This is a genomic window from Peribacillus sp. NPDC096622 (assembly GCF_044762665.1).
Lineage (GTDB): Bacteria > Bacillota > Bacilli > Bacillales > DSM-1321 > Peribacillus > Peribacillus frigoritolerans_B.
In genome coordinates, this window is the sequence record NZ_JBIWES010000009.1 from 1 (window position 1) to 26,600 (window position 26,600).

The following is a 26,600-nucleotide window of genomic DNA, read 5'->3' on the forward strand; positions in this document are numbered from 1 at the left end:
CTATCTGAAATTTTAAACATAGTTGATTGGAACGGAAGGTGCGAGACTCCTGCGGGAATAGCGAGTCCAAGGGAGACCCCACAGGCGCAAGTGCGTCGAGGAGGCTCCCGGACCGCCCGCGGAAAGCGAGTGCCTGAAGTGGAAATCAACGTCAAAATTTGTACAAGCCCAAAAAAACTGTAGACGCTTGGGAACCCCAAGCGTCTTTTTGTTGGATTAGTCTACATCTATTTCAAAGGCGACATCCACATTGCCATTGATTGCTTTTGAATAAGGACACATTTGATGCGCTTTATGAACAAGGGTTTCGAATGTCTCCTTGTCGACCCCGGAGCCCTTCACAGCCAAAGTTACAGCCAAGCTATACTGATGCATCTCACCCATCAATAGACTGACGCTTGCGGTGACTTTGGAATCGAAAGAAACGCGTTCAATTTTACCAACTGATTGCAAAGCACTATCAAAACATGCAGCATAACCAGCTGCAAAAAGCTGTTCCGGATTAGATGCTTCAGGCATCTGTTTAGCCCTAGGCGTTCCAGGCATCGCAATATCAACCGTGAAGTTGCCGTCAGCAGAAATTGCCGTTCCTTCTCTGCCGCCATCAACTGTTACAGACGTTGTAAATAATGTTTTTGTCATCATTTTTTCTCCCTTATCTTTTTATTTTTAATTGTGCACAATTAAATTGTACAATATTAATTTTAGGATGTCCAATGAAATGTTTAAAACCGTTAAATTGGTTTTGAAAGGAATTAGAATGATCGGAACTTGAAATCGGTAAAGAAGAAGTATGGTGAAAAAAAGGTGGAACGGAAAAAGGCTGACTATCCCGTTGGTTGAACGGAGACAGTGCAGCCTAAAGGTCGTCCTGACATATTTATTAATTACGGTGACTTTCATATTTATTCACTTTGGTCAACCGCTTCAGGATATCCAACTCGGTTTTGGACAGTGAAGGGCTGTTAGCGGCCTGGCAGTTATCACGGAGCTGCTGTACCGAGCTTGCTCCTGGAACAACGGTAGCGACGCTTTGATGGGACAATACATATTGAATTGCCGTTTCATTCAACTTCCTATCGGAAAGTTTGTCCTTTATTTGCGGAAGCAAATCTTTAAGTTCGTGATAGCTATAGTCAAGGTATCCATCCTCATTTGCTTTTTCAAGCATTTTTTCACTGAGCAGCCCTTTGGCAAGGGGGCCACGGGCGATCATGCTGATCTGTTTGCTGGCCAAAAGGGACAGCCACTCTTCTGGGCGGCGGTCGAGTAGATTAAATTGCATCATCACGGAATCAAGCTCAGACTTTTCAGTGAATTCCTTGATGACATTCGGACGAATCGAGGAAATTCCATAATATCGGATATAGCCTTCTTTTTTCAAATCTTCAAATGCTTCTACCGTTTCTTCGATATTGTCTGAAGTGGTGCCGCCATGTAACTGATAAAGATCAATATAATCAGTCCCCAATCGCTTTAAGCTATCTTTTACTGCCGTTTTAATATGAGCGCCAGATGGATCCCAACTCCAGGAATCTTTATTTTCATTCCAGCGGTTTCCAACCTTGGTGGCTATGTATACCTTATCGCGGACCGATTTTAAATTCTTTCCGACGATTTCTTCATTCATACCGAAATCATATAAATCGGCAGTATCAAAATAATTGATTCCTTCATCTAAAGCGGCCTGTATGATTTCGGATGCCTGATTTTCAATAGTCCCCAATGACATGCATCCAAGCCCGATTTCAGAAACTAGCAAGTCAGAATTTCCTAGTCTGCGTTTTTTCATGTTATCCACTCCCTTTACATTCATTGTAAAGGAGAAATCCATTTCACTCAAAGAATTCACTTGATCCGTTTTAAAGGAGTGGGCGGCACCTGATCGTGTATGTCGGCAATCCAATCATTGACATAAACATATTGATTTTGTAATTGTTTTAGTTTTTGAAGGATTTCCCAGCTCTTTCCGGATAAAGTAACGCTTTTTTCCAATACGTAAACTTTCATTAAATCGACCTCCATCTTTATTATGGTAAAATGTATGAGGAAACATGCTGCAATTAGAACAGAGGAGTGGTCAGGATGAAAAAATTTGAAGAAAAAACGCTGTCTTCGGAAAAAATCTTCACAGGAAAAGTAATCAGCCTGCAAGTGGATGATGTAGAGCTTCCTGATGGGAAAACGGGTAAACGTGAAATAATCAAGCATCCGGGAGCGGTTGCCATCATAGCTCTCACGTCAGAAAATAAGATCATCATGGTTGAACAGTACCGTAAAGCGCTGGAGAGAAGCTTGGTGGAAATTCCTGCAGGGAAGCTGGAAAAAGGCGAAGAACCGGTTCTGTCGGCTAAACGGGAGCTGGAAGAGGAGACAGGTTATGATTGTGAAAAAATGGAGCACATCATATCCTTCTATACATCCCCAGGTTTCGCCGATGAATTGGTCCACATGTATGTGGCCCACAATTTGAAAAAGAAAGAAAATGCGGCACCACTGGATGAAGATGAATTTGTCGAGATGCTTGAACTCACGTTGGAGGAAGCCCAAACTTATATGGATGAAGGGAAGATCCAGGATGCCAAAACGGCATATGCAGTTCAGTATCTGCAGTTGAAAAAGGCGATGACATCATAAATGAAAGAGTATTACGCTGACCTGCATATCCATATAGGCAGAACGAGAAGCGGAAGGGCCGTGAAAATAACAGGTGCTAAAACGTTAACCTTCAGCAATGTGCTGCAAGTGGCAAGTGAAAGGAAGGGCCTTGATCTAATCGGGATAATCGATTGCCATTCTCCTGAAATTATCGAAGAGATCGAAGCGGGGATTCTGGATGGCCAAATCACGGAAAAGATTGAAGGCGGACTTCAATACAAGAATACAACCATCATTCCGGGCTCGGAGATTGAAATTTATGATCAGAATTGTAATGGACCGATCCATGTCCTCGCCTATTTTCCCACTTTAAAAGCGATGAAGGAATTCTCCTCATGGATGAGCGGGCATGTTAAAAATATCACCTTGAGCTCCCAAAGGATTTATTGCGATGGAAGAACGCTGCAAAAAATCGTGAAGTCACTGGGCGGCCTGTTTATCCCGGCACATGTTTTCACCCCATTTAAAAGCTTATATGGAAAAGGGGTGCGATCCAGTCTGACAGAAGTATTCGATCCGAAGCTAATTGATGCCATCGAACTTGGTTTAAGTTCAGATACAGAAATGGTCAAGGATATCGAGGAGTTGGACTCCTATGTATTCGTAACAAATTCCGATGCGCATTCGCTTGGGAAAATCGCTCGTGAATATCAAAAAGTCCTGCTTGAAGAACCAAGTTTCAATGAGTTGGCAAAAGCCCTTAAAGAAACAGGGAATCGCAAGGTGACCGTTAATTATGGATTGAACCCCTTATTGGGAAAGTATCATCAAACCGTATGTTCAGAGTGTTTACATCAGGTATTGAGGGATAGTGAACAATGTCCTGAGTGTGGTAATAAATCCATTATTAAAGGGGTATCGTCCAGGATTGAAGAACTCTCCATTTCCGAGATGGACGGGAGAAACGGAAAGGAAAGGCCGCCGTATATCCATCAAGTACCACTAGATTTCATACCGGGACTCGGACCTAAATCCATGGAAAAACTGCTGGTGGCATTTGGAACAGAGATGAATATCCTTCATGAAGTTACGCTTGAACAGCTAATGGAAATCGTTCCTGAAAAATTGGCGGTCTACATCGATTCTGCCAGAAAAGGGACGCTTTCTTTTGAAGTGGGGGGCGGAGGAAAGTACGGAAAGATCAAAAAGGAATTAACTGAAAAAAGTCCTGACAGATGAGATCTGCCAGGACTTTTTTTAATTTGTAGTTTTTGCATAAATGGAGGTGTCCCGCACTTCCTTTCCGTCTGCACTAAGGCAGTCATTACGCAAAATTCCTTCAAGGGTAAATCCCAGCTTCTCGGGAATCCGTTTGCTGGCAATATTATTAGGATCACAGCGAATTTCGACCCGTTTTGCGCCGTAATGGTAAAAGGCGAATTTGGTTAACTTTTCCACAGTCTCCGTTATGTAGCCTAGTTTACTGAATCTCGTATCAATCCAATAGCCAATTTCGAATTTAGGAATATCCCAGTTAATTCGGTGCAGACCAGTGGAGCCGATGAATTGATCGTCTTCTTTTCTATAAATATGGAGTCTGATATCCTCTTTTAAAATGAAGTTCGCAAAGGCCTTAAGGACGTTCTGTTCAGAGGTTTCCAAAGAAACATCTTGATGGGCAAACGGCAGCCACTGTTGCAATTCAGGTTTAGAATGGACAATGGCTTCGTAAAGGTCCAGGCCATCGCCAGGCTGACAAGGTCTTAGATATAATCGTGGGGTTTCAATTTTTTCGGGAAAATCCATTAATATAGGTTTCATATCCTGCCTCCATCTCATTGGTATGGAAAATTATAACATGAATTGGGTTCAAGGTGTTCGGCTGATGGGGAAAGTTTTCTTAGCATAAATGAAAGAGTGAAAACATAGATTCTAGTAAGCGGAGTTGGGAGGATGAAAGATGAAAAAAAAATCTGTCGTACAAAATGCCGTAATGAAACATATTAACGAACATTCCTCATTATATGTCTTTATCACTGTGCTTTTTTTGATGGGTGTCATTTTTGGGGCAATATTGGTGAATAGCTTGAGCTTTACCCAAAAGGAAGACTTGTTCTATTATTTATCGCAATTTTTCGGACAAGTATCCAAAGGTGAATTTGCATCTTCGCATGATATGTTCAGCCAAAGTATTATGCATAATATAAAATATATAGGGGTCATCTGGATTCTCGGAATATCGGTCATCGGTTTGCCTGTCATCCTGGTTTTGTTATTTATAAAAGGGATGGTTGTTGGATTCACGGTAGGCTTTTTAGTCAATCAAATGGGATGGAGCGGGTTCTTATTATCGTTTGTCGCTATTCTGCCCCAAAATATTTTCATCGTCCCGATATTCATCGTAATAACCGTCCTTGCAGTCTCGTTATCAATGAAAATGATCAGCCGGATTTTCCTTAAGCAGGTTCGTGAACCGCTGAAGCCGATAATTTCACGGTATATTTTCTCATTGGTTTTGTCGGGGGTATTTTTGATTACGGCTGCTGCATTTGAAGCGTACCTATCCCCTTCTTTAATGAAAAATGTCGTAAGTTTATTGGGTCATTGATAGAAATATACCGTTCCCGCAAATTTTTTTATCTTTAACAAGAAATCTATTTTGACAGTTTTCCCTCTTTTGATATAATGGATAAGATAGCGGCGCGGGAGGGAATATTAGGTATGGAAATAGAAAACAGAATTGATAGGATAAAAAAGCAGTTACACTCGTCCAGCTACAAATTAACGCCTCAGCGAGAAGCGACCGTCCGCGTTTTACTTGAGCATGAAGAGGATCATTTAAGCGCAGAAGACGTTTACCTCCTTGTCAAAGAAAAGTCGCCGGAAATTGGATTGGCAACAGTTTACCGTACGCTAGAGTTGCTGACTGAATTGAAGATAGTAGATAAAATTAACTTTGGAGACGGGGTTTCCCGTTATGATTTAAGACAAGAAGGAGCTGCGCATTTCCATCATCATCTTGTTTGTGTGGAATGTGGTGCGGTAGATGAGATCCAGGAAGACTTACTTGAAGACGTAGAAGACATTGTGGAACGCGACTGGAACTTCAAGATAAAAGACCATAGATTAACCTTTCATGGCATTTGTCATCGATGTCATGACAAAGAAGAAAATTAGGGTGAATGAAGTCGGGCCTTTTCCATTTAATGGAGAAGGTTTTCTGCATTTTAAAAGCCTGTTTTCTCAAGTAAGAGCTGTTTTTGCTTTCTCCTTTCCGAAACACGTATAAAACTTGTCCTGTTGGGCATAGATTGATACAAAGGGCCGAATGGGAGGGGAAAGGATGAAAACATCATTATCGCTTATTTTGCACACGGCTAAAGTGATGATTCTCTTTGTTAGCTTCACTGTTCTTTTTTATATAGGAATGGTATGGTTAAATCAGGAATATCAAAATTATCATCGTTATGATGAACCGAAAGGCATGGCTGTAAAAGTATCGAAGGCTGTTGATACGGGTGATGATGCATGGCTTGAACGCCTAATGTTGTTTTATTTAAACGGGGAGTAATGAATATGGAGAATCAAATTAGGGATTTCATTCATTTTTTAACCATTGAAAAAGGACTTGCCAATAATACGCTCGTCTCGTATGAGCGTGACTTAAGATCATATTGGAGCTATCTGAAAGATGTTGAAACCATTGGGGATTGGAATGATTCACGGCGGGTGAACATCCTGCATTTTCTCGTGCATTTGAAGGATCAAGGGAAATCATCGAAGACGGTAGCGCGTCATATAGCTTCCATTCGGTCTTTTCATCAATTTCTTCTAAGGGAAAAAGTAACCGATCAAGATCCGTCCATACATATAGAAACGCCAAAACCGGAACGAAGCCTTCCAAAGGTATTAAGCATGGAAGAGGTTGAAGCACTATTGGAAGCCCCGAAGAAAATGGATGAATACGGATTACGCGATAAGGCAATGCTGGAACTGATGTATGCGACGGGTATGCGTGTCAGTGAGTTGATATCCATGGATATGAGTGATGTCCATGCATCGATGGGTTTTGTCCGTTGTGTAGGGAAAGGAAATAAAGAGAGGATCATTCCGATTGGACAAACTGCATTGGGTGCGATTGAACATTATATGGAAAGTTCCAGGGGGAAAATGGCCAGTCCCAAGCACAGGACAGATTCACTTTTTTTGAATCATCATGGAAACAGGCTGACAAGGCAGGGCTTTTGGAAGATTTTAAAAAAACTTGTAAAATCGGCACAAATTGAAAAAGAAATTACACCGCATACACTAAGACATTCTTTCGCGACACATCTATTGATGAATGGGGCTGATTTACGTGCCGTCCAAGAAATGCTCGGTCATGCGGATATATCGACAACTCAAATTTATACACATATTACGAACGTACGGATCAAGGATGTCTATTCAAAATTCCATCCGCGAGCTTAAAGGAATAGTAGAATGGTAGAAAGGTTGTGAATTTAACTGCGAGGCAGTTGAAGGAGCAGCCTTTTTTCTTTGTCGACTAGACTGATATAAGTGCTGCTGATGATTCTAACGCACATCTTTTGGCACTTTGTTTCATTCCGAAATATATTATTTGTCTCTATCATGGTAATCGTTTACAATGTAGAGAGGTCAGACTTCTGACGTTCTTGCGATTTCATTTAAAAGAAGAGTAACTGAGCAGAATAAGGGTATTATAGAGAGTATAAAAAGTGATTTACTATTTTAGGAGGAATGACTCATGAAAGGGAATTCAGCATTTAAACGAATATTTGTAATAGTTATGGATTCAGTTGGGATTGGCGAAGCACCTGATGCAGATTTATTCGGCGATAAAGGTGCGGATACACTCGGCCATATCGCAGAAAAAATGAATGGATTGAACATGCCGACCCTCGCAAAATTGGGTTTAGGCAATATTCGTGAAATCAAGGGAATTGATAAAGCTCAGCAACCTCTCGCATACTATACGAAAATGAAGGAAGCCTCTACAGGAAAAGATACGATGACTGGACATTGGGAAATCATGGGTTTGAATATATCGACTCCATTCCGTGTATTTCCAGATGGTTTCCCGGAATTATTAGTCAATGAACTCGAGGCGAAGATGGGTCGGGGAATTATTGGGAACGTCCCGGCAAGCGGCACGGAAATCATTGAGAGGCTTGGCGAGGAACATATGAAAACGGGTGCGCTGATTGTATATACATCGGCTGATTCCGTATTACAGATTGCTGCACATGAAGATATCGTCCCGATAGACGAATTATACAAGATTTGTGAAATTGCCCGTGAAGTGACAATGGCTGATGAGTTCAAGGTTGGACGCGTCATTGCCAGACCGTTCACAGGTGAACCGGGCAACTTCAAAAGAACGCCTAACCGTCATGATTATGCATTAAAGCCGTTTGACCGGACAGTAATGGATGAATTGAAAGATTCTGGTTATGATGTGCTTGCAATCGGGAAGATCTCGGATATCTTTGATGGGGAAGGTGTGACTGAATCATTAAGGACCGTATCCAATATGGATGGAATGGATAAATTAATCCAAACGGTAGAACAGGATTTCAAAGGGTTAAGTTTCCTTAATCTAGTCGACTTTGATGCTTTATACGGTCACCGCCGCGATCCAGAGGGATACGGAAAGGCATTGGAAGAATTCGATGCTCGGATGCCGGAAGTCCTTGAAAAACTGAAAGAGGATGATTTATTGATCATCACTGCAGACCACGGGAATGACCCGGTCCATGAAGGAACCGATCACACACGTGAATATGTACCATTATTAGTCTATTCCAAACGATTTACAGAAGGTGCCGAACTCCCGATAAGAGATACTTTTGCTGATATTGGGGCGACGGTCGCTGCTAATTTTGATGTGAAAATGCCTGCCTTCGGAAAAAATATATTGGGCGATCTAAATTTAGGGGAGAATAAATAAATGTTTAATAAAATAGAGACTGCTGCGTCATTCATAAAAAGTAAAATGGAAGGCTCTCCAGAGATAGGACTGATTCTTGGTTCCGGACTTGGAGTATTGGCGGATGAAATTGAAAATCCGATAACGATTCCTTACCACGAAATCCCGGAATTCCCGGTATCGACTGTTGAAGGACACGCTGGACAGCTTGTCATTGGACATTTAAGTGGCAAAAAAGTTGTAGCGATGCAAGGACGTTTCCATTTTTATGAGGGTTATTCCATGGAGAAGGTCACTTTTCCTGTCCGTGTAATGAAACTTCTTGGTGTTGAGACGTTAATCGTAACGAATGCTGCCGGAAGCGTTAATGAAAGCTATGAACCAGGTGACTTGATGCTCATTACGGATCATATTAATTTAATGGGGGCAAACCCATTGATTGGTCCTAATGAAGAGCGTTTTGGCCCTAGATTCCCTGATATGTCGGAAGCTTATAATAAAGACCTTAGGACGCAAGCCAAAAAAATAGCGGCTTCACTAGGATTGGATATTAAAGAAGGTGTCTATATCGGAAATACAGGACCGACCTATGAGACACCGGCAGAAGTGAAAATGGCAAGGATCCTTGGCGGGGATGCAGTTGGTATGTCGACAGTTCCGGAAGTGATCGTAGCAAGGCATAGCGGAATGAAGGTGCTCGGAATCTCATGCCTTACCAATATGGCCGCAGGCATTCTTGATCAGCCTTTGTCACATGAAGAGGTAATTGAAACGACTGAAAAAGTAAAAAGCAGTTTTCTTGAATTTGTTAAGCAAATCGTTAAAGACATATAAAACGAACCAAAAAAATACAAGTACACCTAAAGAGAAGCGGTGTCTTCAAAAAGCGGGGATTCTAATATGAGAATGGTAGATTTAATCGAGAAAAAGCGTGATGGAAAGGCTCTTACTACAGAAGAAATACAGTTCATCATCAAAGGGTTTACCGATGGATCGATTCCGGATTACCAAATGAGCGCTTGGTCAATGGCTGTTTATTTCAAAGGCATGAATGAGCAGGAACGTGCTGATCTAACCATGGCAATGGTCGAATCAGGAGATCAAATTGATTTATCGATGGTTGAAGGAATCAAGGTCGATAAACATTCAACAGGCGGTGTTGGTGATACCACAACTCTAGTGCTTGGGCCATTGGTTGCTGCTGTAGGTGTTCCAGTGGCAAAGATGTCAGGACGCGGTCTTGGCCATACAGGCGGAACGATCGATAAGTTGGAGTCTGTAAAAGGATTTCATGTCGAAATAGAAAATGACGAGTTCATCCGACTTGTAAATAAAAATAAGATAGCTGTCATTGGGCAAAGTGGTAACCTGACTCCGGCCGACAAAAAGTTATATGCATTGCGCGATGTTACGGGTACCGTTAACAGTATCGGTTTGATTGCTGGCTCGATCATGAGTAAGAAAATCGCCGCGGGTGCTGATGCAATCGTACTTGATGTTAAAACGGGAGCGGGCGCTTTCATGAAAACTCTCGAAGATTCCGAAGAGTTGGCGCATGCAATGGTTAGCATTGGTAACAATGTGGGACGAAACACGATGGCTGTCATTTCCGATATGAGCCAACCGTTGGGTTACGCAATCGGAAATGCTTTAGAAGTGAAGGAAGCCATCGATACGCTTAAAGGAGAGGGACCGGAAGATTTAACGGAACTTTCTTTAACACTAGGAAGCCATATGGTATACCTTGCCAAAAAGGCAAGCTCGCTGGAAGAAGCAAGAACCTTGCTGGAAAATGCGATCAAGGATGGGTCTGCACTTAACTCATTCAAGATTTTCCTGGAAGCGCAAGGAGGCGATGGTTCGGTTGTAGATCAGCCGGAAAAACTACCGCAGGCTGCTCATATATTCGAGCTGGAAGCGAAAGAGGACGGATATGTATCGGAAATCATCGCTGATGAAGTAGGAACGGCAGCCATGCTTTTAGGAGCCGGGCGGGCGACAAAAGAATCAGAGATTGATTTGGCAGTCGGACTGGTACTTCGTAAAAAAATCGGGGAAACCGTGGCAAAAGGTGAATCACTTGTGACGATTTACAGCAATTTCGAAGATGTTTCAAAGGTAAAAGAAAAATTGTATGAAAGCATTACGATTTCAAAAGAGAAAGTAGAAAAACCTACATTGATCTATAAAGAGATCATGGAATAAACATTATCCAAAAAAGGCCGCACTTTTGAGCGGCCTTTTTACGTTTATCCCATTGGATTTTTAAAAGGGGATGCCCATGCGCATCCCCTTTTAATTTGGTTCACTTTGTTACCCTATATCCAGTATATGTTCAAAATTCATCTTTATTTGTATAAAAATGGGTTTAATGGAAAAAATAAAAAATATAAAGATTGGAGGGTATGGAGATGAAGCGGATTCTTTCTGTATTTTTAACCGTTTTGGTAGCATTGGGTTTTAACATCCCGCATACAAAAGCAGCTGAAGAAAAAGGAGTCGAATTGGCGGCAAATGCTAAATCCGCTATTTTGATTGAACGGGATACAGGTACTGTTCTCTATGATAAAAATGCAGACGATCGTCTTTCACCGGCAAGCATGACGAAAATCATGACGATGCTGCTGATAATGGAAGCGATCGATAAAGGCGAACTTAGCATGAAGGAGAAAATCAGGACTAGTGAGTATGCAGCGTCGATGGGCGGTTCCCAGATCTTCCTCGAGCCAGGTGAAGAAATGACCACAGAACAAATGCTTAAGGGCATCTCGATTGGTTCGGCGAATGATGCATCGGTGGCGATGGCTGAACGTTTAGCTGGATCGGAAGAAGAGTTTGTCAGGAAAATGAACAAAAAGGCGAAAGACCTCGGGTTGAAAAATACAAAGTTCCAAAACGCAACGGGACTTCCTGTTAAAGATCATTACAGTTCGGCACATGATATGTCGATCATGGCGAAGGAATTATTGAAATACGATACGATTACAAGGTTCACGGGTACATATGAAGATTATCTCCGTGAAAATACCGAAAAGAAATTCTGGCTAGTCAACACAAATAGATTAGTGAAATTTTATCCTGGGGTCGATGGACTGAAGACAGGATTCACAAATGAAGCGAAATATTGTTTGACAGCGACTGCTAAAAAAGGGAATATGCGTGTCATTGCCGTCGTTTTCGGAGCCGTTTCTCCAAAGGAACGAAACGCTCAGGTCACCAAGATGTTAGATTATGCATTTTCACAATACATCACATACCCTATTTATAAACGCGGTGAGGTGTTAGGTGAAGCCAAGGTAAGTAAAGGACAAAAGAAATCCGTGGTGGGCGTCACAAGTGAACCTATTTCAGTTTTGACAGCCAAAAACGGAACGGCAAAGGATTTTACAAAAAAAATCACGCTTGATAAAGATTTGGATGCCCCGATTAAAAAAGGTGATGAGATTGGTACGCTTGAATTGAAGAAAAACGGTAAGGTGTATGTCGAATCTCCGATTGTTGCGAAGGAAACTGTTGATAATGCCAGCTGGTGGCAATTGTATAAACGGGCATTCGGCATGTTTACCCAGGCGAAATAGAATAAATTGTCGCATTGCCTGTTAATCGTACTAATTTAGGCGAAACTCCACTAGTTTTGCTAGTAAGGAGGAATCGGCAGGTGAAAAAGAGAATTTGACTCTTTATAAGACAGTGAAGGAGGCTGTATATAATGAGTCTTACGATTAATATGGAGGCGAAAAACCGCGTATTGTGCATTCGTCTCAAAGGTGATTTAGATCATCATACAGCAGAAAAATTGAAAAATCAGGCAGAGGCAGCCATTCAAAAGCATAATATCAAGCATATCATCCTTAACATGGAAGAATTGGATTTTATGGACAGTTCAGGGCTCGGAGTTATTTTGGGCCGTTATAAGCAGGTAAACAAAAAGCAAGGTGAAATGGTGGTCTGTGCAATTTCTCCAGCAGTAAAGCGGTTATTTGAGATGTCAGGGTTGTTTAAAATTGTTAAAATGGAACTATCCGAAAAAAACGCTTTGCAAAGACTGGGGGTTGCCTAATATGAAAAATAAAATGGAAACGAAATTTTCTGCACTTAGCCAAAATGAATCTTTTGCCAGGGTAACGGTTGCGGCATTCATTGCCCAATTGGACCCGACGATGGATGAATTGACAGAGATCAAGACCGTCGTGTCAGAAGCCGTTACGAATTCGATTATCCATGGGTATGAGAGTGATCCTGAAGGTTGGGTCTACATTTCAGTGGTCATCGAAGGCGATACTGTGGAATTGACCATCCGGGATGAAGGACTGGGCATTGAAGACGTCGAGGAGGCTAAACAGCCGTTATTTACGACAAAACCCGAACTTGAACGTTCCGGTATGGGATTCACCATCATGGAAAACTTCATGGATGAAATCAATATAATTTCCCATAAGGGCGAAGGCACGATCATTCGATTAAAAAAGCACTTAACTACAAGCAGAGCTTTGTGCAATTAAGGGAGACTTGCATATGGATGTGGAGGTTAAAAACGAGAAGAGCAAGAAAGGCCAGCCCCATTTAAAAGATGAGGAATTGCGGAGTTTAATCCAACGCAGCCAGAGCGGTGACCAAGATGCAAGGAATTTGATTGTCAATAGCAATCTGAGGCTTGTATGGTCAGTAGTGCAAAGATTCCTCAATCGAGGTTACGAACCGGATGACCTTTATCAAATAGGCTGTATAGGTCTGTTGAAGTCCGTGGATAAATTTGACTTATCGTTTGAAGTGAAATTCTCAACGTATGCTGTGCCTATGATCATTGGTGAAATCCAACGTTTTATCCGTGATGACGGAACGGTTAAGGTAAGCCGGTCATTAAAGGAAATGGCGAATAAAATTCGCCGGGCCAAAGAGGAACTTTCAAAGACGTATGGCCGTGTTCCGACTGTCAATGAATTGGCGGAACATCTAGAGCTGTCGCCAGAGGAAATCATCATGGCCCAAGAAGCTAGCAGGAGCCCTTCATCCATCCATGAAACGGTTTATGAAAATGATGGAGATCCGATTACCCTTCTTGACCAGATTGCCGACCATAATGAAACATCCTGGTTCGATCAAATCGCTTTGAAAGAAGCCATACATGAATTGAATGAACGTGAAAGGCTGATTGTTTTCTTGAGGTATTATAAAGATCAGACGCAATCGGAAGTGGCGGCAAGGCTTGGTATTTCCCAAGTTCAGGTGTCAAGGCTGGAAAAGAAGATTCTTCAGCAAATGAAAAACCACATGAATCAGTGATTCATGTGGTTTTTTTATTGCGCTGAAAATAAATATTGATTTTAGGAAAAAGTAAAAGTGACTTAAGATGAAAATATGGATGGGGTCGAATTTTTAGTTGAATTTAGGAATAAAAACGAATATTATAGTAAAGGTCGCGTTTCTCATTCGTTTTTTATCTTTCTTTCAATGAATAATGATCAGGAAAAACGTCGATGCAGTACAATATTAGGACACCTTGTATTTTCGTGCAAACGGTTGTCGGTGATTCCTTTAGATCTGGAGGTCTAAAAATATGTTTATGGAAAAGTTTTTCTCCCTGAAAGAAAATGGGACGGATGTCCGTACAGAAGTCATGGCGGGTGTTACGACATTTTTAACTATGGTTTATATCCTCATTGTGAATCCGGCTTTATTGTCTTCAATCGGAATTCCATTTGAACAAGTTTTCATGGCAACGGTCATATCAGCGGTGATTGGTACCCTTATCATGGGGCTCGTTGCAAAATACCCGATTGCGATAGCACCAGGGATGGGTTTGAATGCTTATTTTGCCAGCGTGGTGGGGGCACAGGGCCTTTCATACCAGACCGTATTCGGTACGGTTTTCATTGCTGGTTTGCTATTTCTATTAATTAGCGTGACTAGCTTGCGTAAAATGATAATTGATGCGATCCCTAACTCATTGAAATATGGCATCACATCCGGAATTGGTTTATTCATTGCGTTTATCGGATTGAAAAATGCTGGAATCGTAGTGCCTAATGAATCAACGATGGTGACGCTTGGCGATTTGCATCAGCCTGGAACCGTTTTAGCGTTAGCAGGCTTATTCATTACCTTGATTTTTATGGCCCGTAATATAAAAGGGGCAATTTTCATTGGTATGATCGTTACGGCAATCATTGGCTACTTTATCGGTTTGCTCAACTTCGATGGGGTCTTATCTGTACCACCAACACCGGTATTTTTCGATATCGATATCGCTGGGGTCTTCACGAATTCTTTATATTCAATCGTTTTCGCCTTTTTACTTGTGACGATCTTCGATACGACAGGTACCTTGATTGGCGTGACAGAACAGGCAGGACTAACGAAGGATGGGAAAATCCCTCGTGCCAAGAAAGCCTTTTTAGGTGATGCGATTGCGACTACAGTCGGCTCGATGTTTGGTACAAGCCCATCGACTGCCTATGTGGAATCAAGCACGGGAGTGGCCGCAGGCGGACGTACGGGATTAACCGCTACTGTCGTGGCAATCTTGTTTGCTGTATCGATTTTCTTTTCTCCATTGATATCGGCAATTTCTTCAGTTCAAGCAATCACAGCTCCCGTTTTGATCATCGTGGGATGTTTCATGATGGAAGGGCTGGCTAAAGTCAATTGGAAAATTTTCGATGAGGCATTTCCAGCATTTGTAATTATTTTAACGATGCCGCTTACTTCAAGTATATCTACAGGGATTGCAATTGGGTTCATCACATATCCCTTAATGAAGGTATTCAGTGGAAAAGGAAAATCAGTACACCCGCTCATTTATATTTTTGGATTGATATTTTTGGTTCAGCTGATTTTCTTCCCCACTCATTAATAGATGAATGTAAACCAAAAAGACATGCTGTCATTGCAGCGTGTCTTTTTTTGTTTTCAAATTAGTAATATTTGGACATGGTTCACTTCCTGCATTTTCAAACTGCTTCCAATCCATACTACTAGCATAAGGAAATAAAAGGTCGGGATGTGATGATAATGGCAGTTGTATATATCAGGATGAGGAACCGTGTACAAGCAAAGGGAAATCAAACGGTGAGGATAAAAGATATTGCAAGGATAATCGGGCCTGAAGAAGTGATTACCAAAATTGAAGAAATCATATTATTAACGGTCAAGAAGGAAGATAAGAATATTATTGTCATTGATTTGGCTCAAGTTATCATGGCCATCCGCAAGGTGGATCCGACTATTGAAGTGGAAACATTCGGCCCCTCCCAGACGATCATCGAAATCATTCTCTCGAAAAAGAAAATGTCATACCTGTCATTCGCCTTAGTTTGGTTTTTGTTATTTGTCGGCGGCGGGATGACGATCATGAATTTTCATGTGGATGTGAGCATGGGGGAAGTGCATCAAAAAATCTTTACCATAATAACGGGAAAAGTGGAAGATAAGCCGTTATTGATCCAAATCCCATATAGCTTCGGCCTTGGTATGGGCATGATTCTATTTTTTAATCATTTCTTTAAAAAACGCTTCAATGAGGAACCTAGTCCGCTCGAGGTTGAAATGTTCAACTATCAGCAGGATTTGGACCGTTATGTAATCATGAATGAAAATAAGGAAAACGTGCGCCACCTTGATGACCGGTAAAATCATCTTCGGAATCTTTGTCGGTTTAGCCGGGGGTTTTGCGACAGGTGCCGGTTTTGTAGCGTTTTTAACTGTACTTGGGGTGATTCCAAGACTGACTCAGCTGACAAAGACAATGAAAATGATTCATTACTACGAAGGAGCCATCATTGCCGGAGTTGTCGCAGGAACATGGTTAGGATTACAGGAAACGGAACTTTCCCTCCCGCATTTTCTATTAATTCCGATCGGTTTGGCTGACGGGATATTTAATGGGATGCTTGCTGCTGCCTTAACTGAAGTCCTGAATGTATTTCCGGTTCTTTCAAAACGAATCGGAATTCAAGAGAAGATCATTTATCTGTTAATGGCACTCGTATTGGGAAAAATAGCCGGATCATTATTCCAATGGATTTATTTTGTCGATTTATAAGTGTATGAGGTAACTATTCCTGATGATGAAAGGTAGGCCCAAGATGGTGACCAAACGAAAAGTGATATTGATTACGGATGGAGATGAGTATGCGAAACGGGCTGTCGAGCATGTAGCCAAGGAAATAGGGGGAAGATGTATCTCCATGTCCCAAGGTAATCCATCACGATATACGGGCTTGGAGTTAGTTGAATTAATAAAAAAGGCGAAGTATGATCCTGTATTGGTCATGTTTGATGATAGCGGTTTTATAGGAGAAGGATCAGGCGAACAGGCAATGAAGGTAGTTGCCGGACACCCTGATATTGATGTCCTTGGCGTGATAGCGGTCGCGTCAAAGACTAGAAGGGAAGAATGGACCAAGGTGGATATCTGCATTGACCGTGATGGTAATTTGACACCGAACGGGGTTGATAAATACGGCGCCGAGGAATTTGAACTGGGCAAGATAACAGGTGATACGGTGTATTGCATCGATCAATTACATGTTCCCATAGTAGTTGGGATAGGGGATATCGGAAAAATGTCCCATCAGGACGATTTTAAAAGAGGAGCACCGATAACGAAGCTAGCGGTGGAAATCATATTGGAAAGGAGTGGTCATGATGACTTCAGAAAAACCTCAAAACATGATGCCGATTCCGAGTAGGGTAGCGGAAGTTGACGCGTATATGGAAGAGAAAGTAGGTCTGGGCGTCAGCTTTGACTTAGGAGTAAGAAGGATAAAGGTCTTAAGAAAAGATGTGCATATTTACTATATAAACGGGCTGACGGATACAGAGTACATCATTGATATCCTCGATTCTCTTATTCATAACAAAAATGCCGATATCGTGTCTACTAAAGTTTTTGATGTAGTCAAAGACTTACTCGTACACCAATCCGTTCAGGAAATAAAGACGATGGATGAGCTTGTTGATCAGGTATTATCCGGTTTAATAGTCGTTGTTGTAGATGGTAAACCAATAGGACTGGTAGTGGATGTCAGGAGTTATCCCGGGAGACAGCCAGTAGAACCCGATACGGAAAAAGTCGTCCGTGGATCAAGGGATGGTTTTGTCGAGAATATCATCATTAACACAGCGATAACCAGACGAAGAATCCGGGATGAAAGATTACGTTTCGAAATGTTGCATGTAGGGGAACGATCGAAATCCGATATATCCATCGGCTACATTAAAGATATTGCCGATCCGGATTTAATAGAAATCGTTCGTAAGGAATTGAATAGTATTGAGGTTGATGGCATAACGATGTCTGATAAAACGATCGAAGAGTTCATCGTAAAGCAAAGGTATAACCCCTACCCGCTTGTCAGATACACGGAACGGGCTGATGTGGCGGCAACGCATTTGCTTGAGGGGCATGTCCTCATTTATGTGGATACTTCACCGAGTGTCATCATTACCCCGTCCACCCTTTTTCATCACATGCAACACGCTGAGGAGTATCGGCAGGCACCTGCCGTTGGGACCTTGGTGCGCTGGGTACGGTTTCTCGGGATTTTCGTTTCATTATTCTTGCTTCCGATTTGGTTATTGTTTTGTTTAGAGCCTTCCCTCCTGCCGGAAAAGTTCGAGTATATCGGGCCGAATGAAAAAACGCATATACCCATAGTGATCCAAATCTTCATTTCCGATATAGGCATAGAGTTTTTAAGGATGGCAGCCGTTCATACCCCGACCCCGCTTTCCACGGCAATGGGCTTGGTTGCGGCGGTTTTGATAGGACAAATAGCGATAGATGTTGGCCTATTTGTACCTGAAGTGGTTCTCTACGCTTCTGTAGCGACAATCGGTACATTTGTCACTCCGAGTTTAGAATTGGGGGTTGCGAATAAAATTTCCCGTTTAGTACTGATAGTGTTGGTCGCTTTATTTAAAGTGCCTGGCTTAGTTATAGGCATCACACTCTATTTGATCATGCTCACTAGTATAAAAACCTTAAATACGCCTTATTTATGGCCGCTTCTCCCGTTTCAGCCGAAGGCCTTGTCACATATAATATTTAGAAGACCTTATCCAGGTTCTATAGAACGTCCGAGCATTGTACATCCCCAGGATTTATATAGGCAGCCGAGAAAATCTAAAGGTTGATGTTGTCGAAAAGTTGTGGTAATTTATTTTTATTCGGATAAAGCGATAAAGTTAGGCTTTACAAAGAGAAAAAGCTACCATGACTCTTTGGAGTTTAAACCAATCTGTCTTTCCCTTCGAACCACTAAGCAGTCATAGAGAACAATATTTACATGGGATAATTGATTCGGATGAGGCTTGTTCATATAGAGGACCTTTTACAGCAGGGTATCTTTATTTGAGGCTGCCTCATTTCTTATTAATATTTAGTTTTAAGTTAGGAAGGTGAGGCTATCATGCATTTGTACGGAACCGGTGGTGTCAATGAACGTGGACATCTGGAGATTGGCGGAGTGGACACGATCGAATTGATCGAACAATTTGGTACACCATTATATGTTTATGATGTAGAGCTAATTCGCGAACGGGCGAGAGGGTTCAAGAGAACTTTTGAGGAATTGGGGATTTCAGCACAAGTCGCTTACGCTAGTAAGGCCTTTTCTTCGATTGCCATGATCCAGTTGGCTGAGCAAGAGGGACTTTCCCTTGATGTTGTCTCAGCGGGAGAATTATATACGGCAATTAAGGCAAATTTCCCAACAGAACGGATTCACTTCCATGGAAATAACAAAAGTGAAGAAGAGCTACATATGGCTTTGGATTATGACATTGGCTGTATAGTAGTCGATAATTTTTCAGAGTTGACACTGTTGGAAGAAATTTGTACAAACCGTGAACAAAAGGTGAAAATCCTTCTCCGTGTAACACCAGGTATCGAAGCCCATACGCATGATTATATTTTGACAGGGCAAGAAGATTCGAAATTTGGTTTTGATCTTATTAACGGCCAGGCCGAAGCTGCCCTTCGACAAGCGCTTAAAAGCGAATTTCTGGAAGTGCTGGGATTGCACTGCCATATCGGTTCCCAGATCTTTCAAACGACCGGTTTCCTGCTGGCAGCCCAAAAAATTATCGGCAAGCTGAGTGATTGGCACGGTTCGGTAGGGTTTCAACCAAAGGTATTGAATCTCGGAGGGGGATTCGGGATTCGGTATACAGAAGAGGACGACCCGCTACCGGCGTCTCAATATGTTGAGGAGATCGTTAGGGAAGTGCAGAACCTGATTGCTGATTCTGATTTAGTGATGCCTGAAATCTGGATAGAACCTGGCCGTTCATTGGTCGGGGACGCTGGTGTGACCCTGTACAAGGTCGGTTCTGAAAAGGAAGTTCCTAATGTCCGTAAATATATTGCCGTAGATGGGGGCATGAGTGATAATCTACGTCCCGCTCTTTACGAAGCGAAATATGATGCCATTCTTGCAAACCGGCCACTAGACCCTGTAGAAGAGACAGTGTCCATTGCAGGCAAATGCTGTGAAAGCGGAGATATGTTGATTTGGGATTTACCATTGCCAAAAGCCGGCCGCGGTGATGTCTTGGCGGTATTTTGTACAGGCGCATATGGATATTCCATGTCGAATAATTACAATCGGATTCCGAGACCGGCAGTCGTCTTTGCCGAAAACGGAGAAGCCCGGTTGGTCATCAAACGTGAGACTTACGAAGATCTTATCCATTTGGATTTGGCCCTTCATGAAGCCGCAGTCGTCAATAAAAAATAGAAAAAAGGATGGCATTGGCCATCCTTTTTTTATTTCATTCAGCTGAAAAGTGACTTGATCGCGTCTATTAAACTACTGAAAACTTCTTTCAATTTATCCAGAAATGATTGACCCTCTTCGGATTCAAGAAAATTGGAAAGTTTATCTTTAGCTGCAGTCAGCTGATCACCGACAGCGTTCCAATCAATATCCAATTCTTTTAGCTTATTGAATAAATCAATTAAACTTTGAACTTGATCTTCATTTAAGGCGATTCCAAGGTCTTTTGCTGAAGACTCGACAACATCGCGGACCTCTTCAGTATTGGCTGGTGGATTTGCAGCCATTTCCTCTTTGATTTTCGTAACAAGTGCAGAGGCTTCTTCTGTACCGATTTCGTCACCCAATTTTGCTGTTTTCACCATTTCTTCATTCGCTGCCTGTTTCACATCTTCAGGAATCTTCTTGTCGGCAGAGATTTCATAGGCTTTAATGACTCCTGTCAAAGCCGCTGTACCGGAAACGGGTATAGGTGCTGTGACATAGACGGTAGCATCCTTTACTCCGGCAGTAGCCAGTGCATTGATATACATTTCATCGGAAACCCAGTTAATGTTTTTCGATTCCAGTTTAAGTCCGGTACCTTTTTCCTCCAAAGTAATCGCAGAAGATGAAATCGCTTTTGTACCGATCAGACGGCTAGCGATATAGTCTCCTAAGTATTCATGTTCCTCCGCATTTGTAACCGTTAAAACCTCAACATCATTTGGCGCTTTCATTTCTGATAAAATCATATTTTTTTGTTCATTTGTCAAATTCTCACCAAGTGTGACGATCATTTCACCAACAGCTGCATCTGCAAAAGCCTTATATGGCAATAATAGACATAATAAAATGGTTACAATGACCCATTTATTCATTTTTTTCATGATAATCCTCCTTAACTTTTCCTGCTGAATTGGGAATCTTTCAATAAAAGGGCGGCACCTTTAAATCAGATTCATAGTATTTGACGAAACAAAGGATAAAAAAGATACATATTTTCCTGAAAAAAATTTATATAGCCAAGATAGCTACGTTCATTTTAACGAAGAAGTTGGGTGTATCTTTGTCTTTTATACTTAAAATGTCACTCTATGAACCTAGATCACTTTACCAATGTAGTAAAATCGAAGCAAGATTGCAAGGATATTTGTCAGATTGTGTTAAGTTATAGTAGAATGAATTCGTTATTTAAATATTTGGACCATTCATAAAGGGGTATGGGATGAGGAAAAGTAATAAGACTCTTTTACTTATGATGCTTATTATCGCTTTGATGTGGGGAATCGTATACTGGCTGTTTATCGCTTAGCACATAGCACATTGATAAATCAAGTGCTGAAAGTGATGTTGAAACGAACGAGGTTTTTATGTATGATGTAAATGTTATATGTGAGAATTATTATTCAACGCAAATTAATTGGAAAACAGGAAGATAATAAAAACGTTATTTAGTAACGAGGGATATTATGTTGATTAAGTATAAGAAAAGTTATGAGAAGTTTGCCATGGGATTATTATCTTTCATGCCAAATGAAAAAGAGATAAAAACGCTTCGGAATACGATGAAGAATTATGAAACGGATGAAAACCTACAGCTGTTCTTATGGAAAGATGAAGAGATTACGGGCTTGATCGGGATAGAAGTCTCTTCAAACCACATTGAGATACAACATATATCTGTAAATCCATCCTTCCGGAAGCAAGGTATCGGTAAAACGATGGTCAGGGCCATCAAGGAGCAATATCCTGACAAAGAATTAAAAGCAAATGAGTTTACGGAAAGCTTTCTTGATAAGTGTGAAGATTTCTGAATATGAAAGCAAGAATGGAGGACCGCGCTTAAGGGCGGTCCTCCATTCTTGTTTTTCGAAGGGAAAGCTGTCGAGCCCTTTCTGAAATGACATCCGAACGGTCACGCATTAGGTGCTTATCAACTATCGATGTATTGGCCATGTCGCTATCCGCACCCCATATGTACCCTTCTTGGAAACACATGGACTGGCATTTTTCGATCAAGCATTGATCCGCTATCGGAAGAATGATGCTTTTATATGGCTTTTGTGATAACATTCGCTCAAGGGTATCCTCGAGCAATTTGAACAGTCGTTCTGGATCGAGTCCCAACTTCAGGAGCTCGGCCTTTTTAAGATGGAGATTTGCCAGGGCTTTAGACAGGGTCCTTGCAGCCCCTTTTTTGTTTCCCCTGCGATCATGATACAGGGCAACCGCAATTTGAATGAGCCCTACCCAATGAGAGTCACGCTCTTTTGGTGCGGTTTCCTTCCAATATTCTTCAAGGATTTCATGACATTCAAAGTAATCCCTGGAACCATGGAAATGGACAAGGAAAGAAAGGTAGTCTTCCGCGTAAGTCAATAGGAGCACCCCTTTGGTTTGATGGAATCATCTAAAATAAGGCAAAAAGCCATTTTCTAATAGCTTAACATCCGCTATGTATACTCACTAAGTTTAGCATAGAATTTTTTCTTGGAAAATAAGGAAAGCTGATTGCAAGGCAATCAGCTTGATTCATCAGTCTTCCATTAACACCAAGAAGCACCGACGATAACTAATAAAATGAACAATACTACAATAAACGCGAATCCGCCGCCGTTTCCAAAACCACCTGCACCCATAATGAGTACCTCCTTTGTTCTGCTATTCTTACATTTCTAGGTTATGTTGGATTTCGGAATGTGATTGGGCAATGACCCATTTGACGGAAATCCCTAATAAAAACTTTTCTTTGGACAGTAAATTATTATTTGGATAAAGGGCGGCAATCCACTATACTTGATTAGTAAAAGAAATAGGTCTATATCGGCCAATTAGATTTAAATGAGGTAATTTAATGGGTTATAATATAAAAATTGACGCTTTCGAAGGTCCGATGGATTTACTCCTGCATTTGATCAATCGCCTGGAAATAGACATCTACGATATTCCGATGGCTGATATTACAGATCAATACCTAGGTTACATCCATACGATGCAGCATCTGGAATTGGATGTGGCCAGCGAATATCTGGTGATGGCTGCAACATTGCTTGCCATCAAGAGTAAAATGCTGCTTCCAAAGCATGAAGATGAACAAGTGATTGATGAAGATGGGGAAATATTTGAGGAAGATCCGCGGGATGAGCTTGTGGAAAAACTATTAGAATATAAAAAGTATAAAAATGCAGCCGAAGAATTTAAAGGGATGGAAGAAGAAAGAAGCTTGATGTTCACCAAACCCCCAAGTGATTTATCTGTTTATGTTAAAGAAGCGGAAAGTGATAAACAAGAGTTGAATATAAGTCTATACGATATGTTGGGGGCTTTGCAAAAACTGCTGCGAAGGCAAAAAATTCAAAAGCCGCTTTACACGAAAGTAACGAAACAAGAGATATCGATAGAGAAACGAATGGATGAAATCATGATTGAGTTACAATCAATTAAAGGGAAGAAAAGTTTTTTTGAACTGTTTTCGCTCCCGGTTAAAGAGCATATCGTCATCACTTTCATGGCGGTACTGGAGCTGATGAAACTTAATGAAATCATCGTTGAACAGGAAGATAACTTTTCGGAAATCATGATTGCTGCTAAGGAAGGTGTAGAACCAGTTGGAAGTTATTAATTGGAAAGGGATTCTAGAGGCATTATTGTTTGCTGCCGGAGATGAAGGGCTCTCCGTCAAACAAATTGCCTCTGTCCTGGAAATTACGGAATATCAAGCAACGGACATCGTTGAAAGTTTGAAGGAAGAATATATATCTGATGTACGCGGGATTCAGGTGGTCGAAATAGCTGGTGTTTATCAAATGACGACAAAGAAAGAGCACTCGGATTACTTGAAAAGATTAGTCGAAACATCAAACACTCAAGGCTTGTCCCAGGCGGCATTGGAAACACTCGCAATCATTGCCTATAAACAGCCGATTACTAGAGCTGAAATTGATGAAATACGCGGAGTGAAAACCGAACGCCCCATTCATACACTTGTCACTAAAGTCTTAATTAAAGAGGTCGGACGTGCTGAAGGCTCGGGCCGGGCTTATTTATATGGGACAACAAAAGAGTTTTTGGATTACTTCGGCCTGAACTCCATAGATGAATTACCGCCCCTCGCCGATAATTCGGATGATAGCTTTGAAAGCGGTGAAGCCGATCTGTTTTTTGAAAAATTTCAACAAACAATCGAATAACATTTTTCTTTGAATTGTGATAATATAGAAAAAAATGAATGCGGGGGGATTGCGGGTGCGAATTGTAGCATGCAATGGATTTGGGCTTGAAAAGGAAAAGTCAAATTCACCTGAGGACTTCTTTAATCGATCCGTTATACAATACATAAAGGATGGAGAAGAAAAGACGCTGAATGTACTGTATCTCCGCTATTTTGATGATATGGTCTCTCGTTGGACCCCATATCCCGCCAATCCCATATTCAAAAGCCCTAACAGAGATATTTATATGGCTGATATCATTGCCATGGTCTGTCTACTCAAAGACCCGAGCCTGGTTAACCGAAAACGAATATATATAAATGCAGAAAAAGAGCTGGCTGGTTATTTCGAAAATATAGATTTTGAAAAATTGGAGAAAGTGTTTATATCTATTGACCAAGCTAAACCATATGATATAGAATCACATGTTGACTATTATATTCAATCTTAATCAATTTGAGGAGGGTTCACGGTTGGGGAATACATTGGTAAAATCTCAGCTTGAAGATGTAAAGGGCTTTTTAGAAACGACAGTGGCTCAACTGGAAGAATTTATAAATGAGACGACCTATTCTAAGCTGCAAGAGGAAAAAAGCGGGGATGAAACCTATTATAAAGGGATCCTTTCCAGTTTAAGAAGAATGCTTGTAAGTTGTGAAGAGGGCTTGGAGGCTTGCCAAATCGTTCTGAAAAATGATGTTTTCAATAAAGCTGCAGCTGAAAAGACGCTTTATAGAGTTTATCATCAATGTATCGAAGAATACTTTTCCCCAAAATCAGATCGGTGGTTTGAGGACAGCAGATCTGCCTATACAGGAAAAAACTCGATTAAATTTCACCAAAGTGTACCTGACAGTATAATATCCATTCTGAAGGCCGTGGAAAGTGGATTCCAGACCATGCGTGAAGAATTGGAGTTTTATGAAACGGATTACCGGACGAAAATGTTGCAGTCAAGATAATGAAACAGCAAGGCTTAATAAGCCTTGCTGTTTTTTTTAGCTATAAATGGAATCTCCGCTTAATCGAAACATAAAATACTTTGATGATTTATGTGCATAAAGGTTAAGAGGAGGTTGCAAGATGTCTGAGGTAAGAGACTATGCTAAAGAGGTAAGTGATTGGGTCGATGGAGTGATGGAATATCTTGAGGTGATCGACTTCACCGATTCGCCATTGCTGTCAAATATTGAACGGCTTTCCGAGTTGGCAAAGAATATGGATGAGGAAGAAATGGATTATGAGGATATGGTCCTGATTGAAGAAGAGATGGCTCGGGTCTACGAGGAAATTGAAGAACTCGCTAGGGAATTCAATATACAGGAAAGGCAATCAGTACCGATTGGGAAGCATACGCTACCGCCGTTACCTTATGCCTATGATGCGCTGGAACCGACGATTTCAAGGGAAATCATGTATCTGCACCATGATAAGCATCATCAAGCATATGTCGATGGTTTGAATAAAGCGGAATTGATGATGAAAAAAGCGAGAGAAACGAATGATTTTTCCTTGTTGAAACATTGGGAAAAGGAAGCGGCCTTTCATGGATCAGGCCATTATCTCCATACGCTGTTCTGGGAAGTGATGGTTCCGGGAGGGGGCGGACAGCCAAGGGGCGATTTACTTAAACAGATTGAGAAGGATTTTGGAAGCTTTGCAGCTTTTAAAAGTCATTTTAGTGAGGCTGCTAAACAAGTAGAAGGTGTTGGCTGGGCGATTTTAGTCTGGGCCCCGCGTGCACGGCGGCTAGAAATACTTCAATCGGAATTGCACATGGTTTTGACCCAGTGGGATACGATCCCAATCCTTGTTCTTGATGTATGGGAACATGCTTATTACCTGCAATATAAAAATAATCGTGCTGCCTATGTGGACAAATGGTGGGACGTTGTAAACTGGCCGAAAACAGCCGTAAGATTCACCGAAGCGAAAAAGCTTATTTGGAAAAAGCAATAACTGATTAATAATGTCTATGGAGAACCAATTACAAATATACGAGCCGTGAAGGTTCGTTTTTTTTTTTTGCCTGAAATTTTGTAACACGAATTTTTCAGGGGGAATATGGGAAAGATATGA

General features: G+C 41.4%; 33 protein-coding genes. 26 read left to right on the forward strand and 7 right to left on the reverse strand.

Annotation, left to right across the window (positions count from 1 at the left end; all coding sequences use genetic code 11):
* Positions 1-183, forward strand: a 183-nt coding sequence (locus tag ACIQYG_RS16355) for a hypothetical protein (RefSeq protein WP_402839781.1), incomplete at its 5' end; no start/stop codon positions are given.
* 33 nt (positions 184-216) lie between these two features.
* On the opposite strand, the gene ACIQYG_RS16360 is transcribed toward ACIQYG_RS16355, so the two are convergent.
* The 3 genes from ACIQYG_RS16360 to mciZ form a co-directional block, all read right to left on the reverse strand.
* Complete coding sequence (locus tag ACIQYG_RS16360; RefSeq protein ID WP_053535641.1) at positions 217-642, reverse strand: Ohr family peroxiredoxin; 426 nt, start codon at positions 640-642, stop codon at positions 217-219.
* Between the two features lie 241 nt (positions 643-883).
* Positions 884-1,792, reverse strand: a complete 909-nt coding sequence (locus ACIQYG_RS16365; protein WP_402839784.1) for an aldo/keto reductase — start codon at positions 1,790-1,792, stop codon at positions 884-886.
* Between the two features lie 56 nt (positions 1,793-1,848).
* A complete protein-coding gene (gene mciZ, locus ACIQYG_RS16370) occupies positions 1,849-2,010 on the reverse strand; it encodes a Z-ring formation inhibitor MciZ (protein WP_072273199.1) in 162 nt (53 codons plus the stop codon).
* Positions 2,011-2,085: 75 nt separating this feature from the next.
* On the opposite strand from mciZ, the gene ACIQYG_RS16375 reads away from it, so the two are divergent.
* Together ACIQYG_RS16375 and ACIQYG_RS16380 are read left to right on the forward strand one after the other, a co-directional pair.
* On the forward strand, positions 2,086-2,637 hold the full coding sequence (locus ACIQYG_RS16375; RefSeq protein ID WP_402839788.1) for an NUDIX hydrolase: 552 nt from the start codon (positions 2,086-2,088) through the stop codon (positions 2,635-2,637).
* Positions 2,638-3,837: an endonuclease Q family protein gene (locus ACIQYG_RS16380; protein WP_402839791.1), complete on the forward strand. Its 1,200-nt coding sequence runs from the start codon at positions 2,638-2,640 to the stop codon at positions 3,835-3,837.
* A gap of 18 nt (positions 3,838-3,855) precedes the next feature.
* Here ACIQYG_RS16380 and ACIQYG_RS16385 read toward each other — a convergent pair whose 3' ends face one another.
* Positions 3,856-4,419: a GNAT family N-acetyltransferase gene (locus tag ACIQYG_RS16385; RefSeq protein ID WP_402839794.1), complete on the reverse strand. Its 564-nt coding sequence runs from the start codon at positions 4,417-4,419 to the stop codon at positions 3,856-3,858.
* A 139-nt stretch (positions 4,420-4,558) separates the two neighbouring features.
* On the opposite strand from ACIQYG_RS16385, the gene spoIIM reads away from it, so the two are divergent.
* The 17 genes from spoIIM (at position 4,559) to lysA (ending at position 20,289) form a co-directional block, all read left to right on the forward strand.
* Positions 4,559-5,206 carry a stage II sporulation protein M gene (gene spoIIM, locus ACIQYG_RS16390; protein WP_137016110.1) on the forward strand — a complete coding sequence of 216 codons (648 nt, stop codon included), beginning with the start codon at positions 4,559-4,561 and terminating at the stop codon, positions 5,204-5,206.
* 119 nt (positions 5,207-5,325) lie between these two features.
* The gene (gene fur, locus ACIQYG_RS16395) at positions 5,326-5,775 is read left to right on the forward strand and encodes a ferric iron uptake transcriptional regulator (protein ID WP_034311309.1); all 450 of its coding nucleotides are present in this window, start codon (positions 5,326-5,328) and stop codon (positions 5,773-5,775) included.
* Positions 5,776-5,941: 166 nt separating this feature from the next.
* Positions 5,942-6,169 carry a YqzK family protein gene (locus tag ACIQYG_RS16400; RefSeq protein WP_402839799.1) on the forward strand — a complete coding sequence of 76 codons (228 nt, stop codon included), beginning with the start codon at positions 5,942-5,944 and terminating at the stop codon, positions 6,167-6,169.
* Between the two features lie 5 nt (positions 6,170-6,174).
* A complete protein-coding gene (gene xerD / locus ACIQYG_RS16405) occupies positions 6,175-7,068 on the forward strand; it encodes a site-specific tyrosine recombinase XerD (RefSeq protein ID WP_402839802.1) in 894 nt (297 codons plus the stop codon).
* A 298-nt stretch (positions 7,069-7,366) separates the two neighbouring features.
* Positions 7,367-8,569, forward strand: a complete 1,203-nt coding sequence (gene deoB / locus ACIQYG_RS16410; RefSeq protein ID WP_402839805.1) for a phosphopentomutase — start codon at positions 7,367-7,369, stop codon at positions 8,567-8,569.
* Positions 8,570-9,382, forward strand: a complete 813-nt coding sequence (locus ACIQYG_RS16415) for a purine-nucleoside phosphorylase (protein WP_402839808.1) — start codon at positions 8,570-8,572, stop codon at positions 9,380-9,382.
* 66 nt (positions 9,383-9,448) lie between these two features.
* The gene (locus ACIQYG_RS16420) at positions 9,449-10,753 is read left to right on the forward strand and encodes a pyrimidine-nucleoside phosphorylase (protein WP_402839811.1); all 1,305 of its coding nucleotides are present in this window, start codon (positions 9,449-9,451) and stop codon (positions 10,751-10,753) included.
* Between the two features lie 206 nt (positions 10,754-10,959).
* Entirely contained in the window at positions 10,960-12,126 is a 1,167-nt protein-coding gene (locus tag ACIQYG_RS16425) for a D-alanyl-D-alanine carboxypeptidase family protein (protein ID WP_402839814.1), read from the forward strand.
* A 131-nt stretch (positions 12,127-12,257) separates the two neighbouring features.
* Positions 12,258-12,608 (forward strand): anti-sigma F factor antagonist, encoded by a 351-nt coding sequence (gene spoIIAA, locus ACIQYG_RS16430; protein ID WP_034308142.1) that lies wholly within the window; start codon positions 12,258-12,260, stop codon positions 12,606-12,608.
* Position 12,609: 1 nt separating this feature from the next.
* The gene (spoIIAB, locus tag ACIQYG_RS16435) at positions 12,610-13,050 is read left to right on the forward strand and encodes an anti-sigma F factor (RefSeq protein WP_034308139.1); all 441 of its coding nucleotides are present in this window, start codon (positions 12,610-12,612) and stop codon (positions 13,048-13,050) included.
* 13 nt (positions 13,051-13,063) lie between these two features.
* Positions 13,064-13,831, forward strand: coding sequence for an RNA polymerase sporulation sigma factor SigF (gene sigF / locus ACIQYG_RS16440; RefSeq protein WP_402839818.1), 768 nt, complete (start codon positions 13,064-13,066; stop codon positions 13,829-13,831).
* 280 nt (positions 13,832-14,111) lie between these two features.
* Positions 14,112-15,401 (forward strand): NCS2 family permease, encoded by a 1,290-nt coding sequence (locus tag ACIQYG_RS16445; protein ID WP_402840242.1) that lies wholly within the window; start codon positions 14,112-14,114, stop codon positions 15,399-15,401.
* Positions 15,402-15,559: 158 nt separating this feature from the next.
* A complete protein-coding gene (locus ACIQYG_RS16450) occupies positions 15,560-16,177 on the forward strand; it encodes a stage V sporulation protein AA (protein ID WP_402839821.1) in 618 nt (205 codons plus the stop codon).
* Positions 16,167-16,589, forward strand: coding sequence for a stage V sporulation protein AB (locus ACIQYG_RS16455; protein WP_034308131.1), 423 nt, complete (start codon positions 16,167-16,169; stop codon positions 16,587-16,589). The genes ACIQYG_RS16450 and ACIQYG_RS16455 overlap by 11 nt, the downstream gene beginning before the upstream one ends.
* 43 nt (positions 16,590-16,632) lie before the next feature.
* Positions 16,633-17,238, forward strand: coding sequence for a stage V sporulation protein SpoVABEA (spoVAEA, locus tag ACIQYG_RS16460; RefSeq protein ID WP_095389705.1), 606 nt, complete (start codon positions 16,633-16,635; stop codon positions 17,236-17,238).
* Positions 17,219-18,685 (forward strand): spore germination protein, encoded by a 1,467-nt coding sequence (locus ACIQYG_RS16465; RefSeq protein WP_402840245.1) that lies wholly within the window; start codon positions 17,219-17,221, stop codon positions 18,683-18,685. The genes spoVAEA and ACIQYG_RS16465 overlap by 20 nt, the downstream gene beginning before the upstream one ends.
* A gap of 275 nt (positions 18,686-18,960) precedes the next feature.
* On the forward strand, positions 18,961-20,289 hold the full coding sequence (gene lysA, locus ACIQYG_RS16470; protein WP_402839826.1) for a diaminopimelate decarboxylase: 1,329 nt from the start codon (positions 18,961-18,963) through the stop codon (positions 20,287-20,289).
* Between the two features lie 38 nt (positions 20,290-20,327).
* On the opposite strand, the gene ACIQYG_RS16475 is transcribed toward lysA, so the two are convergent.
* Complete coding sequence (locus tag ACIQYG_RS16475; protein WP_402840248.1) at positions 20,328-21,188, reverse strand: DUF1002 domain-containing protein; 861 nt, start codon at positions 21,186-21,188, stop codon at positions 20,328-20,330.
* Between the two features lie 591 nt (positions 21,189-21,779).
* On the opposite strand from ACIQYG_RS16475, the gene ACIQYG_RS16480 reads away from it, so the two are divergent.
* The gene (locus ACIQYG_RS16480) at positions 21,780-22,124 is read left to right on the forward strand and encodes a GNAT family N-acetyltransferase (RefSeq protein ID WP_402839829.1); all 345 of its coding nucleotides are present in this window, start codon (positions 21,780-21,782) and stop codon (positions 22,122-22,124) included.
* Positions 22,125-22,152: 28 nt separating this feature from the next.
* On the opposite strand, the gene ACIQYG_RS16485 is transcribed toward ACIQYG_RS16480, so the two are convergent.
* Positions 22,153-22,689, reverse strand: coding sequence for a DUF309 domain-containing protein (locus tag ACIQYG_RS16485; protein WP_402839832.1), 537 nt, complete (start codon positions 22,687-22,689; stop codon positions 22,153-22,155).
* 167 nt (positions 22,690-22,856) lie between these two features.
* Positions 22,857-22,949: a YjcZ family sporulation protein gene (locus ACIQYG_RS16490; protein ID WP_072273196.1), complete on the reverse strand. Its 93-nt coding sequence runs from the start codon at positions 22,947-22,949 to the stop codon at positions 22,857-22,859.
* A 215-nt stretch (positions 22,950-23,164) separates the two neighbouring features.
* Between ACIQYG_RS16490 and ACIQYG_RS16495 the strand changes: the two genes are divergently transcribed.
* The 5 genes from ACIQYG_RS16495 to ACIQYG_RS16515 all read left to right on the forward strand — a co-directional run bounded on the left by ACIQYG_RS16495 (position 23,165) and on the right by ACIQYG_RS16515 (position 26,480).
* Positions 23,165-23,932, forward strand: coding sequence for a segregation/condensation protein A (locus ACIQYG_RS16495; protein WP_402839835.1), 768 nt, complete (start codon positions 23,165-23,167; stop codon positions 23,930-23,932).
* A complete protein-coding gene (scpB, locus tag ACIQYG_RS16500) occupies positions 23,919-24,500 on the forward strand; it encodes an SMC-Scp complex subunit ScpB (protein ID WP_402839838.1) in 582 nt (193 codons plus the stop codon). The genes ACIQYG_RS16495 and scpB overlap by 14 nt, the downstream gene beginning before the upstream one ends.
* 55 nt (positions 24,501-24,555) lie before the next feature.
* Positions 24,556-24,972, forward strand: coding sequence for a hypothetical protein (locus tag ACIQYG_RS16505; protein WP_402839841.1), 417 nt, complete (start codon positions 24,556-24,558; stop codon positions 24,970-24,972).
* Positions 24,973-24,994: 22 nt separating this feature from the next.
* Positions 24,995-25,483, forward strand: coding sequence for a YpuI family protein (locus ACIQYG_RS16510; protein WP_034308117.1), 489 nt, complete (start codon positions 24,995-24,997; stop codon positions 25,481-25,483).
* A 121-nt stretch (positions 25,484-25,604) separates the two neighbouring features.
* Positions 25,605-26,480: a superoxide dismutase gene (locus tag ACIQYG_RS16515; RefSeq protein ID WP_402839844.1), complete on the forward strand. Its 876-nt coding sequence runs from the start codon at positions 25,605-25,607 to the stop codon at positions 26,478-26,480.
* Positions 26,481-26,600: the final 120 nt, after the last annotated feature.